Annotated in this window: 14 protein-coding genes; 7 read left to right on the top strand and 7 right to left on the bottom strand. The window is 38.0% G+C overall.

Features of this window, described 5'->3' with window-relative positions:
- The first annotated feature begins 17 nt into the window (after nt 1-17).
- The 5 genes from DRF61_RS04825 (at nt 18) to DRF61_RS04810 (ending at nt 4438) form a co-directional block, all read left to right on the top strand.
- On the top strand, nt 18-887 hold the full coding sequence (locus tag DRF61_RS04825; protein WP_111954619.1) for a hypothetical protein: 870 nt from the start codon (nt 18-20) through the stop codon (nt 885-887).
- Nucleotides 874-1044, top strand: a complete 171-nt coding sequence (locus tag DRF61_RS22555; RefSeq protein WP_157963359.1) for a hypothetical protein — start codon at nt 874-876, stop codon at nt 1042-1044. Before DRF61_RS04825 ends, DRF61_RS22555 begins: the two co-directional genes overlap by 14 nt.
- 34 nt (nt 1045-1078) lie before the next feature.
- Entirely contained in the window at nt 1079-2671 is a 1593-nt protein-coding gene (locus tag DRF61_RS04820; RefSeq protein WP_111954617.1) for a hypothetical protein, read from the top strand.
- Nucleotides 2664-3650, top strand: a complete 987-nt coding sequence (locus DRF61_RS04815; RefSeq protein WP_111954615.1) for a hypothetical protein — start codon at nt 2664-2666, stop codon at nt 3648-3650. The genes DRF61_RS04820 and DRF61_RS04815 overlap by 8 nt, the downstream gene beginning before the upstream one ends.
- 347 nt (nt 3651-3997) lie before the next feature.
- Nucleotides 3998-4438, top strand: coding sequence for a hypothetical protein (locus tag DRF61_RS04810; RefSeq protein ID WP_111954613.1), 441 nt, complete (start codon nt 3998-4000; stop codon nt 4436-4438).
- 161 nt (nt 4439-4599) lie between these two features.
- Here DRF61_RS04810 and DRF61_RS04805 read toward each other — a convergent pair whose 3' ends face one another.
- Together DRF61_RS04805 and DRF61_RS04800 are read right to left on the bottom strand one after the other, a co-directional pair.
- Complete coding sequence (locus DRF61_RS04805; protein WP_111954611.1) at nt 4600-5196, bottom strand: Crp/Fnr family transcriptional regulator; 597 nt, start codon at nt 5194-5196, stop codon at nt 4600-4602.
- 129 nt (nt 5197-5325) lie between these two features.
- Nucleotides 5326-5499 (bottom strand): hypothetical protein, encoded by a 174-nt coding sequence (locus tag DRF61_RS04800; RefSeq protein ID WP_157963358.1) that lies wholly within the window; start codon nt 5497-5499, stop codon nt 5326-5328.
- A gap of 64 nt (nt 5500-5563) precedes the next feature.
- Here DRF61_RS04800 and DRF61_RS04795 point away from each other — a divergent pair, with 64 nt between their 5' ends.
- Complete coding sequence (locus tag DRF61_RS04795; protein ID WP_111955061.1) at nt 5564-6835, top strand: NAD(P)/FAD-dependent oxidoreductase; 1272 nt, start codon at nt 5564-5566, stop codon at nt 6833-6835.
- A gap of 34 nt (nt 6836-6869) precedes the next feature.
- Here the strand turns inward: DRF61_RS04795 and DRF61_RS04790 are convergent, their stop codons facing one another.
- From DRF61_RS04790 to DRF61_RS04775, 4 genes are read right to left on the bottom strand one after another with little or no spacing between them, the layout of a single operon-like run.
- A complete protein-coding gene (locus tag DRF61_RS04790) occupies nt 6870-8051 on the bottom strand; it encodes an alpha/beta hydrolase (protein WP_111954607.1) in 1182 nt (393 codons plus the stop codon).
- A 4-nt stretch (nt 8052-8055) separates the two neighbouring features.
- Nucleotides 8056-10785, bottom strand: a complete 2730-nt coding sequence (locus DRF61_RS04785; protein WP_111954605.1) for a TonB-dependent receptor domain-containing protein — start codon at nt 10783-10785, stop codon at nt 8056-8058.
- On the bottom strand, nt 10727-11605 hold the full coding sequence (locus DRF61_RS04780; RefSeq protein WP_111954603.1) for a prolyl oligopeptidase family serine peptidase: 879 nt from the start codon (nt 11603-11605) through the stop codon (nt 10727-10729). The genes DRF61_RS04785 and DRF61_RS04780 overlap by 59 nt, the downstream gene beginning before the upstream one ends.
- On the bottom strand, nt 11602-13134 hold the full coding sequence (locus tag DRF61_RS04775) for a long-chain-fatty-acid--CoA ligase (protein ID WP_111954601.1): 1533 nt from the start codon (nt 13132-13134) through the stop codon (nt 11602-11604). Before DRF61_RS04775 ends, DRF61_RS04780 begins: the two co-directional genes overlap by 4 nt.
- 405 nt (nt 13135-13539) lie before the next feature.
- On the opposite strand from DRF61_RS04775, the gene DRF61_RS04770 reads away from it, so the two are divergent.
- Entirely contained in the window at nt 13540-14835 is a 1296-nt protein-coding gene (locus tag DRF61_RS04770; RefSeq protein WP_111954599.1) for a hypothetical protein, read from the top strand.
- A gap of 41 nt (nt 14836-14876) precedes the next feature.
- On the opposite strand, the gene DRF61_RS04765 is transcribed toward DRF61_RS04770, so the two are convergent.
- A complete protein-coding gene (locus DRF61_RS04765) occupies nt 14877-15752 on the bottom strand; it encodes a helix-turn-helix transcriptional regulator (RefSeq protein ID WP_111954597.1) in 876 nt (291 codons plus the stop codon).
- Nucleotides 15753-15758 lie beyond the last annotated feature (6 nt).

Here is a 15758-nt window from a genome sequence, read left to right as displayed (position 1 = left end):
ATAATGAGTGAAAAATTATGGAACCAGAGTTTCCCATAGATATTAAATTAAACCTTTTAGAGGGAAAGAAATTTTATCGCTATTCCTGTAATGAATATACCACCATCAACGGAAAAACGCACAGAAGTGAGCTCAATAAAAATTTTCATGTTACGCTGAAGCGTTTAGAAAAAGAAAGATTTGAATACCATATCGAAATTTTTGACAGAGTTCATCGGGATAAAACACTATCCCTGTCCGAAAAAGATTTTCTAGCCAGAATTGCAGATATCAATGACGATGTAGTGCTTATAACGGACGAATATGGTCATTTAAAAAATGTACAGGAATTATCAATTCTTCAGGATAAGGTGGAAAAAACAGTAGAAAAGCTCTCCCGCTCCTATGTTGGCAAACAGGCAGAAGATTCTTACACCTTTTTAAAAACATTTTACCAAAACGAAAACTTAGTGGGTAAAGATTTTTTAAAAAGTAATCAATTGGGAATGATCCTCCATAAGTTTTATGGAAGGTATGAGCAGGAAGATCGGGTAAAGTATAGCGTGCGTTACCTTAATTTTATGACCAATACCGTAATAGATATAGAAGAACGTGTACAAACGGAGGCCATGCGCTGTGATGATGAATTATTACTATTACAGTATACCGGGAACATTCCTTCAGATAAAAATTGGGAAATGTTTTATGGAGAAATGAACAGAAAGGAAATTGCTTATAACAGGGAAACAGATTTTCCAAAACTTGACAAATATAAAGGGCAGATTTTATTGGATTTTAAAACCAAAGAAGTATTAGAGCATAAACTTACCATAGAATTTTCCCTGGGTGAAAACTACCAAAAGAAAATCATCTATCATATAAAAGAAATAAGCTATGAAGAACTATAAAAATACAGGATGGATTAAAGAAATGCAGGACCAGCCGGATGAAAAGTCTGGCAAAGGGTTGTACAATGGCCGTTTTGTATTTTTATTATTTGGAAATCCGAACCTTACCTCATTTAAGGAAAATGAAATCTCGGATAATCCTCGTCAGGAAATGTAAAAAACTCCCGTATTAAAAAAAGAAAAATCTTAAAATGGCGACACGTATTACAATAACAGATTCCGGGCAAACCCAAACTTTAAATGGCCCATTGGCTCCGGATACCCCCGATAACTCTTTACAGCGTATTACTGAAGTTTATTTTGCCAAGAAAACGACAACAGACAACGGAACAAGAGTCAATTTTACAAAAATTGATTCTGCTCATGTACAGCAGGATCATCAGAATCAAAATATCCCATACGATTCCATATTAGGCAAAACAGTATATCTGATCATAGAGACCAGCAATATGACAGATCTGAGTATAGATGCGGTGATAAGGCCTTCAGCAAGTACGATGACAGAAAATACAGATCCATTACAGTTAATGCGTTTTGTATCTCCTGACCGGTATGAGGCACAGAGGCTGTTTACCGTACAGGTAGGAAATTTTGATGCTCTTAACAATAGAGATGGCAGCCATGATCATTATACTAATTTACGGGCTGACCATATCAATAAAGCCATTATTAAGCTGCAGCTAAGGCCTGACGGAAGAGCTACTTTTGATGACTGGACCAGAAGACTGGCAGATAGCAGTATTAATTTGGAAGTGGCAGTAGAAAGAACAGACAATAATCCCTGTGCCTATGGAGATGGACAGGAAGAGGTAAACGGCGCCGGTATTTTCTTGAATGATGACAGAGGAAGATTCAGGGTGGTCAATAAAAATATCTATACCATTCATCATGGCAGCAATACGTACAATGCTTTACAGGTGATCAGTACAAATCCGGAAAGAAGAAGAAGGATTCAGAAGGTTCTGAATAACCATTCCACTGATGTTATCTTTTTTTATTACGACCAAAACGATAATGAACACAGGATCTGTAACAGAACTAAAGAAACTGTAACCAGAAAAAGAAGAGTCAACACCATCCCACCGCTGGCCCAAAGAGGCAATCTTTTGGACACCATAGATTTCACAGCGAACAGAGCCGCCGGAGAGCAGATAGATGCCCATCAGTTATTGGTGTATGCTAACGGAACTCTTGGTGATGGAGCCACCGACAAATGGTACATCAATCAACCGGGAAATGTCGAGTTGGTCAATATGGATATTTTAGCGAATGACGGTGTAGGGCCACAGATTTTTGAGGCATTCAATTATAATCAAGACGGGGTCATCATCCGGTATGGGTTTCAGCATACCAGAAGAAGAAGCATCCAGCCGGATTTATTTGCAGGTTTCTTAGGAGCATTGGCACAATTCAGACAGGAAGGACATAATCATTATATTGTATCTCAGGGTTTTTCTTATTCAGACGCGTCATGCTATCCCAGCGCAGAACATGTGAACGGAGAAGCGGGAGATCTGAATTTATTAACGGCTCAGCAAAATGGAGTCAATACCATCCTTACGGCTGCGAATTTTGATTATGACAATCAGGTTATTCTCCGGAATATTCTTTTTGATTTTGGATTTGGATCAGGCCGGTCAGAGAATTTTTCCAATACCTCAAATGCCAGTACTGCAGACAATGCCAGCACACGGTTACCTCATACCACGCATACCGCTACCCCAAGACATAATAATCATTTGCATGTTCACGGTTTCACCCCAATATTAGATATATATGCCTAAAATTAATATCGCCTGTTTTACCATTCTGTTTTTCCTTTTTTCCTGTTACAGTAAGGCTCAAACAGAAAATAAGGCAATAAGCACAGAATCTCATTCCACAGATAAAGAATCAGTTTCCTTTAACACCAATAAAGCGGATTGTATTATTCTGCCATTTGGATATCCAGATATTTCAAAACGGATCACTGTTGACTCCATTCTGTCTGCTATACAGGATGAAAATAAATTAAAGGAAATCAATGCATTGCAATTTGAAAAACAAATAAAAAAAGATTTTGTAGTACTTCCTGAAGAATACAATGTTTTGCTGCCATTCAGCACTACTGTCAATGAAAAATATGATCAAATTAAAATAGCCTCAGATTTTTTGTGTTATGGAGACTATTCACTGTACTTTATGGCGGTTTATAATACTGTTCGTTATGCCGAACCGTTTATTGAAAAAATGTATTTAGTTTCAACGAAGGACGGCAAGCTGATCGATATGAAAAGAATCTATCTTAATCATCAGGGAGAAATGGGATTTGCCAACTATACCCTGTTTAATATCGATAAAAATTACACCATTTCTCTACAGGATTATGAATTGACTGAAAGCCCTTTTCAATTAAAACCTTTACAGAAATACCAGATTCTACCTTCCGGAAAATTTGCCAGATACTATGACAATGATGGCCCTTATAAAGATGATGAAGAACAGGGTATGGTAAAAAACCATCATAAAGAAGGAAAATGGATAGAATGTAAACCCAATGGATCTATGGATTTACAAAAACATCCGCAATTTACCGATCCGTATACGTATCTGGAAGCCGAATATAAAAATGGTTTACCCGTTGGAACATGGAAATTTTACAAATTATTGCAAAAATATAATGAAGAAACAGGAGAACCTCTATTCAATACAAGAAAAAAAGGACCATTGATCTATACGGAAATGTATAGAGACGGAGTTTTAGAAAAACGGGAATTTCATTAACGCAATTAAAGAATATCAAAATAAAATGTTTTTCCCTACGCCCGCTACCGCACGAATCCTTTCGTGTCGTTTTAGCATTATAAATCAAACATTCTAAAAACAACAATATTATCTAAAAGTCCTTTTTCATCGGAATAATCAATTGCACTGCTGTATCTATAATCTTCCGCACGAAAAACTAAACCTGCTTCTACCGGATTTTGATGTACATGATTAATTTTCTCATTAAAGAAACCATTTTTATTTTACTTACTCAAAGTCAGAAGACTTTTCGCAGCAGATTTTTTAAAAACAAGATCTTTTACAAGAAACACCCAAATATTCCGTTTAATTCTTAAATTTGGCTTATGCGAAAGAATCTTTATTTCATCATTATATTATTTTCTCTGACCAGCTGCTATACGTACCAGGTAAAAAAGCAAGTGGATCCAGCAGCCGACAATAAGCAAAATACAGCTGCGCAAATGAAGAGCACAACAACTGCATCCCAAAGCCTGAACGCACAACAAATGCCTGCTCCTGTTAATATTCAGGAGAAACTTGCATCCGGTAAAAATGTTAGAATTGAAGCAGATGGCAAAAGTTATAAAGTAATTGTTGACAAGTGGGAAAGTGACAGTCTGGTGGCACACCCGGTTCATAATCCTAAAAAAATTCTGAAATTCCATAAGAACCAGATCAATGCTGAGAAAATTGCAGAAAAACGATTCTCACAACCCATAGCTGATATTCTTACGGTTACCGCTTATGCTGCAATTGGTGTTGGAATCTATCTTCTTGTCCGCTAGTTTTTTAACCTTTTCCCAGTAATGATAGAAAATATTATAAGATAATAATGAAGCATACTATCCGTGAAACGGATCAATAAAATAACGCCATATGATTCATATGGCATTATTTATAAAACATTTCACAATTAATACGTTATAATTAAAATAGGTTCAAAAGCTTAATAAAGTATTTTTCGGCCTTCAATTTTAACCATATTTTCATTTTCCATTTTCTTAACGGTTCTTATAACCGTTTCAACACGCAGTCCTGTAAGATTGGCAATCTGCTGCCGGGTATAAGGTACCTGAAAAGTCTGGTTATGATCATTACCCTGGGTTGCCTTTAAATAGTCCATGACCGTTTTGATTTTGAACTGTGGATCTGTGGATGAAATATTAAAAAGCATTAAATATTTGTAGTAGAGCCGGTCGGACATGCATTTAAACATATCCATCATCACATCCTTATTTTGATGAATGAGCGAACAGAAATCTGCCTGAGGCAGTTTCATGACGGAACATTGTGTTTTGGCAACGGCAGTCATGGGATACGGCTTATCGTTAAAAAGTAACGATTCGCCAATACTTTGCCCATCGGAAAGAATATTCTGTGTGAATTCTTTACCATCCTCATGGTAATTATTGAGCTCGACAACACCATTAACAATCTGGAAATAAAATTTAGCAAAGCTTCCTTCACTAAAAATAATCTCATTTGGTAAATAGGTTTCATATTCACCTCCATAAGCTAACAAAAGGTCTTCACTGATTATCATATCTTAAAATTTTATTGATAGTTAAGTAATGAACATCGTAGTAAAAAATTGGTGCTTTTCCAATATCAAAAAGCAAGCCATATTAATTTATTGTTACAAACAATACCAAATAAAAACCAGTGTTTATGATCAGGACAATAATATAAATGAGAAGTATTTGTTAATTTTATAAAGATTAGCGTGCCTGATGGTAAGCATTAAACAATGTTTTATGATAGCAGGAACCATATCTGCCTTTACATCGATAGCTTTTATAACTGTTGCTGTATTGTATTTCCGGACCTGTTCAACTAAATGTAACATACACGATCTATTTTTTGGTGCCATTATTGGAGGATAATCAAAACAATTCCAAATGTCAATTAACATGAAAAAGCATATCATTATTGTTGGTGGAGGATTTGCAGGAATTAATCTTATTAAATCCTTAAAAAATGACAATAGATTTCTTATTACGCTTGTTGATAAGAACAATTATCATTTCTTTCCTCCCCTTATTTACCAGGTGGCGACCTCTTTTATTCAGGCCTCCAACATCAGCTATCCTTTCCGTAGATTATTTTCAAAATACAAAAATGTGAATTTTCATATGGGAAGTCTTCTTAAAGTGAATCCCGAAAGCAAAACCATAGAAACAGATACAGGAAACCTGACTTACGATTATCTGGTTATTGCATTGGGAACTGAGTCCAACTTTTTCGGAATGGATAATGTGCAGAGATGTGCACTTCCTATGAAAAGTATTGAGGAGGCACTTTATCTGCGGAATCATATGCTCCTCAACTTGGAGGAAGCTGCCAGAAATAAAGACCCGAAAACCGCAGAAAAATTACAGAATGTGGTTATAGCAGGCGGCGGACCTACCGGGGTAGAACTGGCGGGCATGATCGCGGAAATGGGAAAATATATTGCTGAAAAAGAATACCCGGAGATCAAGCTCAACCTTTCCAATCTGTATCTGATTGATGCCTTACCTACCCTGCTTTCCCCGATGAGTAAAATGGCGCAGGAGACTTCCCACAAGACTTTACAGGAGCTTGGTGTAAAAATACTTCTTAATGTTTCGGTAAAAGACTATGTCAATAATCAGGTGCTTCTGTCCGACGGAACATCGATAGATACCGAAACCCTCATCTGGACCTCCGGAGTTATAGGACGGGAAGTTCCTGGAATTCCGGAAGACAAAATAGGAAAAGGAAGAAGAATCTTAACTGATGAATACAACCGGGTAGAAGGAATGGAGAACATCTATGCGGTAGGAGATATCGCGCTTCAATTAACGGATAAAGAGTTCCCGAAAGGACATCCCCAGCTTGCCCAGGTGGCCATACAGCAGGCTAAAAATCTGGCTAAAAATTTCATCAGGATCGAAGAAGAAAAAATACTCATTCCTTTCAAATATAATGATAAGGGCAGTATGGCGATCATTTCAAAATTCAATGCCGTGGTGGATCTTCCCAAATTTTCTTTCAAAGGTTTCCTGGCCTGGCTTACATGGCTGTTTATCCATATTATTCCGCTGGTAGGCTTCAGAAGCAAAATCAGGCTAGCACTGGATTGGTTACGGCTGTTTATCACCAATAACCCATCCATCCGTTTAATTCTTTATCCAAAAAGAAATACAAGCAAACAACAATAACATCTGCCTAAAAAAGTTTATTATTATGCTTCTATCAGTTTTCCAGATGATTATTTTTTAAAAACTCTCCTATTTTATTCCATTCAATCTGCCCTGCAATGGAATTGGAATTGGCGTCAAAAACGTGTTCCCCGTAAGGAATTTCAACATAGGAAACAGGGAGCTTCATTTCTTCCGTTTTTTTTACAAATTTTCTTGTAGCTTCTACATTTACGACATGATCTATTTCGCCGGCAATAATGAACGTCGGGGAAATTCCTTCGGAAAGCTGGTCTATTAAATTCAGCTGTGCATAGCGCTGTGGGAATTCGGTGGGTGAACCTCCGAGATATTTTCTAGCCGCATATTTGAGATCAATATTCTTTTTTTCATCTATTTTCTGCCAGAGCTCGGATAAACTGACAGGCGGATAAATAGCAATAACTGCAGCCGGAACCGGAGGTTGAGGGGAATCGTAAGATTTGGCAAAACCTTTCCTTAATCCTAAATCTGCCTGCATCACCAAAGCGGCCCCAGCGGAGCCCCCTACCAAAACTATTTTGTTCGGGTCAACATTGAATTTTTTTGAATTTTTCACCACAAATCCCATTGAAGTCACAACTGAATTAACAGCAGATTCCCAATTGTGCCGGTCTTCTTTTCCTAAAGGATAATCGATGGAAAAAACGGTGTATCCATGATCTTTAAACCAATTGGCTGCATAACCTACCTGGGTTCTGTTCCCTTCAATAAAAGCACCACCGTGAACAAGAATAACAGGAATCGCAGGCACAGAAGATTTTACTTCCGGACGGAAAACATCTATATGCTGCTCTTCATTATAAATCGTAAGATAAGAATAGGTTTCTGTAGGTTTTATCGGTACTCCAGAACTTTTTAATCCCTGGGAAAAAGAAACCTTGGTATTGTATTTTTTGGCCGTGGAAAACATCACAGCCGTGAAATAAATCTGGGCAAGAAAAAACAAAACCGAAAGGACCAAATTGGCTATCAGTAATTTCCGCCAGTATTTTCGATATCGGTAGAAAAGAAAACAGATCAATAGTAAAACCAACCCCAAAACAACAAACTGTGAATTGAACTGCATGGTAAACGAACTGCTGTAACCGCTCAGAAGCATAGGTGCTTTCAGATATACAGAAATCATGGGAATAACCAATAATATCAGGATAATAAAGAGCAGAACTGCAAAAAATATAGATAAGGACTTTCTCATAGGATTAAAATTTATAAGTTACCGTAAAATATCCGGATGTGGGTGGAATGGCAATTGTAAAATAAGGAGTATTATTGGCCACTGCTGAGTTGTATTCAGCCTGGGTAAAGTTTTCGAAGCCGGCAAGCTGCTGCTGCAGGGTTCCCGGCCTCTGGTAGCTCATTACCCCATATTTGTTAAATACATTGTTCACATTAATAAGCATACTGATATTTTCGTTTAAATTATACCCTATTCCAAGATCAAACTGGGAAAATCCCGGAAGTTTATAGATATTGGTGTTGCTTCCTTCTCTTTTACCCATATAGCTCCAGGTCACGAATCCATATGCTTTGCCGATTTTCAAATTAGGAGTGACGTGGGCCATAATTTTCGGAGTATAAGCAATCGTAGTTCCCGAATATGAGGAAACAGTGTCATCTGAAGGACCGGCACTTCCCAAATTCCATAAATATCCTTCTTTAACTTTCGGATCCTGCAGGGTAAGCACAGCTCTGATACTGAAATTATCAGCCGGTTTTATATTGGTTTCCAATTCAATACCATAGGTTTCATTTTTATTGTACAGGGACGGTGTGGTATAGAACCCGCCTTTGCCGTCATCAGCCATAAAGCTGTAAGGAATATTGCTCAGCAAACTGTAAAACGGGGTTATAAAAGCATCAAAATAAGTGGTTTTGGTTTTAAAGCCCATCTCCACCTGCTGTGTTTTTCTGGATTGCGGATTCAATAAGTCTATCGTTTCCGTCCTGTTGGCTGCAAAGAACATATCAAGATCCGGAGATTTGCTGCCTTTAGAATATCTGGCATATATGGCAACATTATTATTGAACTTATAATTCACCGCTGCTGAATAGGAAAAGTTTTCCAGCTGCCTGCTATAGGCAACATTGGTAAGTTTCGTTAAAGCATTGTTATTGTACAGGGTAAAAATGTTACTGTCCGTCCCTCCGTTTTTATCTGAAAACAGATAGGTTCTGGTATTATCCCCTTTGATCCATACTTTTTCATACCGGATTCCCCAATCCAGAGTCAGATGATCTGTGATATCCCAGGTATGTCCGAAAAATACGGCCCCCTGCTGCTGTTTGGCTTTAAATTCAATTAAATCCCCCGTACTGCCTGCTGCCTGCGCAAACCCGTCATTATTGGTCAGCTGGTAAACACCGGGTTTTGTAAAATCTAAAGTAGTAACACCCGTTAAGCTTACCGTCAGCATTCTCGGCCTGTTTTCCAAAGTCGTAAGCCCTATCCCGTTAATTCCGGAAAAACGCCATACATCAGAATAACCGTAATATCCTCCAAACGAGAAATTCATATGGTTCCATTTTTTATTGATGGTCAGCTGATTCATGGATTCTTTTACTTTATTTTCATAAAAATTTAGCGCCGACATTGCAAATGAATTATTCTGGATAGACTGACCCGGCAACTGATTCTTGGTGATCTGGTAAACAGGTAATCCTCCGGCTCCCAGGGCAGCATTCACATTGGCAAGTTCCTGTCCTGTAAGCGCATCTTTAAAGGAGTAAGTTCCGATTCCCAGTCCACCGACTAAAAAATAAGAGGTCATATCATCCAGTGAGGTAAGAAAAGAATTACCCACACTGTTCTGCACCACATCATTATCAGAATATTTGCTTGCAAAGAACAGCTTCCAGTCATTTCCCAGGTTATGATCCCAGTTGAGTCCTACGGAACGGTATTTATTGCTAACCAAACGCCCTGAATTATAATCTACATTACCTCCGTGAATAAAATCCGGAGAATTGTACTGCAGCTCCGGAATAAGCAAAGACGAACTGCTGCTGAACCCTTCCGCCGGTTCGGGAGCCGTATAGTTTCTGGTAGGAATCAGCTGCGCATAGCCATTTCTGTCATCCAGATATTTAAGGAAAACTTTCAGGCTTCCTTTATTGTATTTTTTTACAATATTTGCTTTTACCTGGCCTCCGTTATTAAACGGATAGCCTGCATACCGGGCACCTAAATCATACCGGTAAAACCCGCCGACATTAAAAAACCAGTTATCACCCAGAGGTCCTCCAAAGTTGGCATCAATTCTGTGATATCCTGAGTTATTAGCTCCCTGAATTCCATATTTTGCACGGATTTCTCCTCCGAATTTATTGCCTCCTGTTTTGGAAATATAATTGAAGATTCCTCCTGGTGCATTGGCCGCCGTAATAGAGGCAGGCCCTCCTCTCACGGCATCAATCTGGGAAATGGTTGCATCTGCTCTTAGAAAAAAGTCGGGACCGTAATTATAATAGGTGGTATTGGTTACAGGCAAACCGTCTTCCTGCATAGAAATATATTCGTAAGCAAAAGTACCGTCTGAAGAACCTGCACTGATTCCTCTTGAGCTTACATTGTTCCTGATCTCTCCCAATGATGAGTTCACATATACTCCGGGAACGTTTTTAAGCAGATCTGCAGCACTTACAGGGACCTGTTTTTCAATGACCTCGCTTTTCAGAACAGAGATAGCCACAGGAGCATTCATCCTTGTTCTTTTATCAAATACCCCGGTCATAATCACCTCATCGATATCTTTTGTTTTCGCTGTATCAGCTTCTTTTTTCTGGGCCGTTACATTGGAAAAAGCTGCCAGGAAAAGTACTGCTACCGTGATTTTTGTATTCAAAAATGTAGTCTTCATAATATTGTAATCATTAATTTGTGCCATACTTTTTAAGCCATTCTGCCACATGGGTGAATACCACCTGCTCATCTGCCGGTAATTTTGTGATAAGATGCCCTGCGCCGGGAACTACAACCAATTTATACGGAACACCTTTTGCTTTCAGGGCTTTTTCCAGAATATAAGCCTGCTGGATGGGAACCACTTCATCCTTATCTCCATGAATAATCATTGTGGGAATCTGATTGACAAATTTTACAGGACTGGTTTTAGCATAAGCTTCCGGAATCGCATCACCGGGTTTCCAGACTACTTTGTTTCCAGACATTTTATCCAGGACATTCAAAAGGTTAGCTGCTTTCACGTACTGTAACGTCTGAACATCTGTAAAATCTACGGGACCACACATTTCTATGATGGTTTTAATCTGAGGATTTTTGGTATAGGCATACATCAGCGAAACATGGGCACCTGAGCTCCCTCCGGAAATTGAAAACCCGTTTTTTCTGGTATTCCACTCATTGGCATGGGAAGAAAGATATTTTACAACGTTATCAATATCATCTAAAAGCTCAGGAAGATGGGTGTCAGTAAGATTGGCATAACGGTAATTGAGATTGGCAACAGCAATTCCCTGTGAAAGAAGATATTCGGAAATTTTACCATCATATGCCCTATCACCTTGCGTCCAGGCTCCACCGTGGATATTAACAAGAAAGGCAGTTTTCGGGCTTCTGTTTGCCGGTAGATAGACATCCATTACGTTCCTTTCGTGTGAGCCGTATTGTATATCGGTAAGCTTTTCTTCCTTTTGGCTTACAGAAACCGTTTTGGTGTTTTCAACATTTTGTGTTGAACAGCTTACCGTCAATAATGTAATGGACAGGGCTGCGATTTTAAAATAATTCATTTCAGTTGTTTTTTTAAATTCTTTTTAAGTATTTTTCCTGTAGCGTTTAAAGGCATCTCGTCTATAAATTCTATGATTCTCGGATATTTATATTTGGCAATTCTTTCTTTTGTCCACAGCTTAATATCTTCCTCGGAAGCGTTGCTTTCTTTTTTCTTTACCACAAATGCTTTAATTTCTTCACCTAGTTTTTCATCATCGATGCCGATAACCGCAACCATGGAAATATCAGGATTCCGCATCATCACTTCCTCTACTTCACGGGGATAAACGTTCATTCCGCCCCGGATAATCATTTCTTTTTTACGGTCAACGATGAAGAAAAAACCATCCTCATCCTTTACCGCGATGTCTCCGGAAAACATCCATCCGTTCTTCAGAACTTCCTGAGTTTCTTCAGGCCTTTTGTAATAGGCTTTCATCACATTGGGACCGCGATAGATCAACTCTCCTTTTTCACCAATCGGGAGTTCATTACCTTGATCATCTATAATCTTTACCTCAACTCCCCAGATTGGAGTTCCGATAGAACCGGGCTTTCGTCCCACTGCCAGCTGATTGAATGTCACCACAGGAGAACCTTCGGACATTCCATATCCTTCAATAATGGGAACTCCGAAACGGGTTTCAAATTCATCAATGATTTTTACAGGAAGAGAAGCTCCTCCGGAAACACAGATTCTCAGTTTCTTAATGCTGTTTGTATTTTCTTCAGTGTTTTCCTCATTCAGCAGGGCCCAGTACATGGAAGGAACGCCGGCAAAAATCCGGATATCAAAACGGATAATGAGCTGATAAACTGCTTTGGCATCAAATTTCGGCATCAGGATAAGATGAAGCGATCTCCGGATTCCTGCAAGCATCATTACCGTTAAGCCAAAAATGTGAAATAAAGGTAAAACAACAAGCTGGGCTTCAAATTCGGTAGATGCAATTATAGTTGTGCTGGCTTCTGAATTGGTAAAGAGATTAATATGCGAAAGTTCGGCTCCTTTAGGTTTTCCGGTAGTTCCCGAGGTGTAAATAACAACGGCCGTATCTTCTGATGAGGTAATATAGGATTCAAATTGGGTTTCTTCGTCTTTAATTAAATCATCAAAATTCTCAACATCTTCAGCGAGATTCCCTATACTGATAAAATCTTTACATGAGGCACTTTTATCAAACCCCTCCTTTCCAAACTTTCCTACAGGCATTTCCGGAGTTCCTGCAAAGCACAGAAACATTTTACTGTCAGAATCGGACAGCTGGTAAGCAATCTCATCAGGTTTAAGAAAAATGCTAAAGGGTACAACCGTTGCCCCGGTTTTTAGTATTGCGAAAAAAATAACCGGAAATTGTAGAATATTAGGACATAGCAAAGCAACCTTATCGCCATATCCGATTCCTCTTTTTGCAAAGGCATTGGCCGCCTGGCCAACTTTTTCATGAAAAATTTTATAGTTAATCGTAGTTTCTCCCAGGCTTAAGGCCGGCTTTTCCGGATTCCTTCTTGCGCTTTCTTCCACTAAAATTGATAAGTTCAGCATAGTTTTGTTCACATTAAGTTAATATTGATATGAAAAACTGCCTTGGTTAAAGGAGATTCATATGAACTAATCTTAACTCCAAATTAATCATATGCCGAACAGGTGCTGACACGAAAAGGAAATTCCGTGATACGAAAAAGAAATTTTTTCATGGTGTATAAAAATACAAGCCTTCATAAATAGCAGTACAACCCATATTTACAGTTTTTTCATACAAAAGTGTTTAAGTTTTAAACCATTCTTTAAATATCGCCTTGTACTGTACCATCTTTAAGAAGAATGAGAAGCATTTACAGAAATGAAGGTTCCTTGCCTTAAACTCCCTGTAATCAAGCTTTTTTTGATTATATTTAAAGAATAAAATCCAAAGATTGTTTGAAAATATTAATTTAAAATAAAGCTGTAATGAAGAAAATTATTTTACAATTTTTATGCTTAATTCAGGGTTTATTTCTATCCGGACAACTGTCAGAACCTATAAATTCCGATAATATTTCCACTTATTTCGAGGAGATCCAAAATGCAACTAAAGAAGGGTTTAAAGTGTGGAACAAAGATTTATATGGAAGTATCCTTTTGGTTGATCCTAAAACACGACAGGTTTACAGTAATGAACCTAATGCAGATAACAGCTTAAAACTTCAAAATAAAATCTACATTGGTAAACTACCGGATAGCATGAATATTGCCAATACTTCTGTTCAGTGGAGTGGCAAAAACTGGGCAATGATCATGTTGCCATTACCCGAAAACCATTATGAGAGGGTCAATTTACTGGCTCATGAACTTTTCCACAAAGCACAGTCTTCTCTGGGATTCACTCAGAGCAACAAGGAAAGTAATCATTTGGACCAGAAAGATGGAAGAATATATCTTCGGTTAGAACTGGAGGCTCTTAAAAAAGCCGTTCGCTCTGAGTCAGAGAAAGAAAAGAAAATACATTTGACTAATGCTTTTATTTTCAGGAAATACAGAAATACTCTTTTTCCACAATCTGCAACAACTGAAAACCAGCTGGAGCTTAATGAAGGTATTGCCGAATATACCGGGTTTATTATCAGTGACAGAAATAAGGAGCAGTCTAAAAAGCATCTCATCAATTCTACCGATGCCTTCTTTTCAAACCCTACCTATGTAAGATCCTTTGCTTATCATACCGTTCCTGTTTATGGGTATTTATTGAGTTTAAAGAATAGATTTTGGAATCGGGAGATTTCAGCAAATACTAATATTACCGACTTTTTTATTAAAAAATTTGAAATTAATATCCCCGTCAATTTAAAAGCTGCTGCTGAAAAAAACTCTAATCATTATCACGGGGTTCTAATTTTCACAGAAGAGCTGGCCAGGGAAAATAAAATCAAAAAAAAGATTGCTGAATATCAATCCAAATTTATTGAACAGCCTCACCTGGAAATCCGTTTTGAGAAGATGAATGTTTCTTTTGATCCCAGAAACATTTTACCCATTGCAGATAAAGGAACTGTTTATCCTAACATCAGGGTTATTGACAATTGGGGAATCCTTGAAGTGGAGAATGGAGCATTAATGAGTCCTGACTGGAGCAAAATGTCCATAAGCATACCCACAAAAATTGAAGAACAAAAGGCTGAAGGAGATGGATGGATACTCCTGTTGAAAGACAGCTATACTATAAAAAAAGACGAAAAAACGAATAATTACAGTATTATCAAAAAATGATAAGTCTTTTTGATTAACAGCAAGAAAAATTAACTGCAAGTTTACTGACGTTCTTCAGAAGGAAGCTTCCCGAAATGACGAAGATAAAGCTGTGAAAAGTGTCCCCGGTTGTTATACCCGATAAAATCACTGATCTCCCCTACTGATTTTTCGGTTTCCAGAAGCATTGCACGAGCTGTTTCCATTCTGGTTTTGATAATATACTGATGAATAGGCAATTGGGTATAATCCTTAAATCCTTTTTTCAGATCACTGCTATTGAGCCCGCAGTAACGGCTTATCTCCCTGATGGCCAGACTCTGGAACGCATTGGTATCTACAAAATCTTTGGCCAGTTTTATTTTGTCTTCAAATGCCTTCTTATGCTCAAAAGTCTTTTCATCGGACAGCAGATAATGGATCCAATAGCTTAAGAACTCTAAAATCCGGCTTTCGAGAATAATACTGCATGAAGCATCGTCAAACGGAGTATCGAAAATAGTTTTAAGTTTTTCCTGACTCAGGTAATTGCGCTGTGCATTTTCCAGCTTTTCTTTCAGAAGCCCTTTATCTTTTGAAAATATGGTTTTGGGTACAAAAATCCTTACGCCATCGATATCGGTAGTATTGTGTTCAAATTTTTTTTCGTCATTAATAAAATTACTGCTGATCTTCCCTTCTTTATTGATCCGGAAATCCATCATCCCATTATCTCCTACTTTATGCGGGGAATGAAAAATGGTTTCTTCATGAAAATTCCATTTTCCACGGAAAAAATGAAAATTCTTCTTACTGAAAAGAATCAGCTTCCCGGTTCCTAAATCCTCCGGCATCTCCAGAACAGTAGAGTTCAGGAAATCTTTATCACAAAATCTGTAATCCTTCATCAGACCTTGTTTAAAACCATCCGGTTCCAAATAAGGAAGGAGTAATTCCATACAACG

The sequence above is a fragment of the Chryseobacterium lathyri genome, from assembly GCF_003290185.1.
GTDB classification, from domain to species: domain Bacteria; phylum Bacteroidota; class Bacteroidia; order Flavobacteriales; family Weeksellaceae; genus Chryseobacterium; species Chryseobacterium lathyri.
Note: the sequence above shows the minus strand (reverse complement) of the source record. Positions and strands in the feature narration are given on the sequence as shown.

Bases quoted from the DNA above. Each gene is read 5' to 3' on its own strand.
- DRF61_RS04775 (WP_111954601.1), bottom strand. From the start codon at position 13,134: ATGCTGAACTTATCAATTTTAGTGGAAGAAAGCGCAAGAAGGAATCCG.
- DRF61_RS04800 (WP_157963358.1), bottom strand. From the start codon at position 5,499: ATGTTACATTTAGTTGAACAGGTCCGGAAATACAATACAGCAACAGTT.
- DRF61_RS04820 (WP_111954617.1), top strand. From the start codon at position 1,079: ATGGCGACACGTATTACAATAACAGATTCCGGGCAAACCCAAACTTTA.
- DRF61_RS04770 (WP_111954599.1), top strand. From the start codon at position 13,540: ATGAAGAAAATTATTTTACAATTTTTATGCTTAATTCAGGGTTTATTT.
- DRF61_RS04790 (WP_111954607.1), bottom strand. From the start codon at position 8,051: ATGAGAAAGTCCTTATCTATATTTTTTGCAGTTCTGCTCTTTATTATC.
- DRF61_RS04780 (WP_111954603.1), bottom strand. From the start codon at position 11,605: ATGAATTATTTTAAAATCGCAGCCCTGTCCATTACATTATTGACGGTA.
- DRF61_RS04825 (WP_111954619.1), top strand. From the start codon at position 18: ATGGAACCAGAGTTTCCCATAGATATTAAATTAAACCTTTTAGAGGGA.
- DRF61_RS04765 (WP_111954597.1), bottom strand. From the start codon at position 15,752: ATGGAATTACTCCTTCCTTATTTGGAACCGGATGGTTTTAAACAAGGT.
- DRF61_RS22555 (WP_157963359.1), top strand. From the start codon at position 874: ATGAAGAACTATAAAAATACAGGATGGATTAAAGAAATGCAGGACCAG.
- DRF61_RS04815 (WP_111954615.1), top strand. From the start codon at position 2,664: ATGCCTAAAATTAATATCGCCTGTTTTACCATTCTGTTTTTCCTTTTT.
- DRF61_RS04805 (WP_111954611.1), bottom strand. From the start codon at position 5,196: ATGATAATCAGTGAAGACCTTTTGTTAGCTTATGGAGGTGAATATGAA.
- DRF61_RS04810 (WP_111954613.1), top strand. From the start codon at position 3,998: ATGCGAAAGAATCTTTATTTCATCATTATATTATTTTCTCTGACCAGC.
- DRF61_RS04785 (WP_111954605.1), bottom strand. From the start codon at position 10,785: ATGAGCAGGTGGTATTCACCCATGTGGCAGAATGGCTTAAAAAGTATG.
- DRF61_RS04795 (WP_111955061.1), top strand. From the start codon at position 5,564: ATGAAAAAGCATATCATTATTGTTGGTGGAGGATTTGCAGGAATTAAT.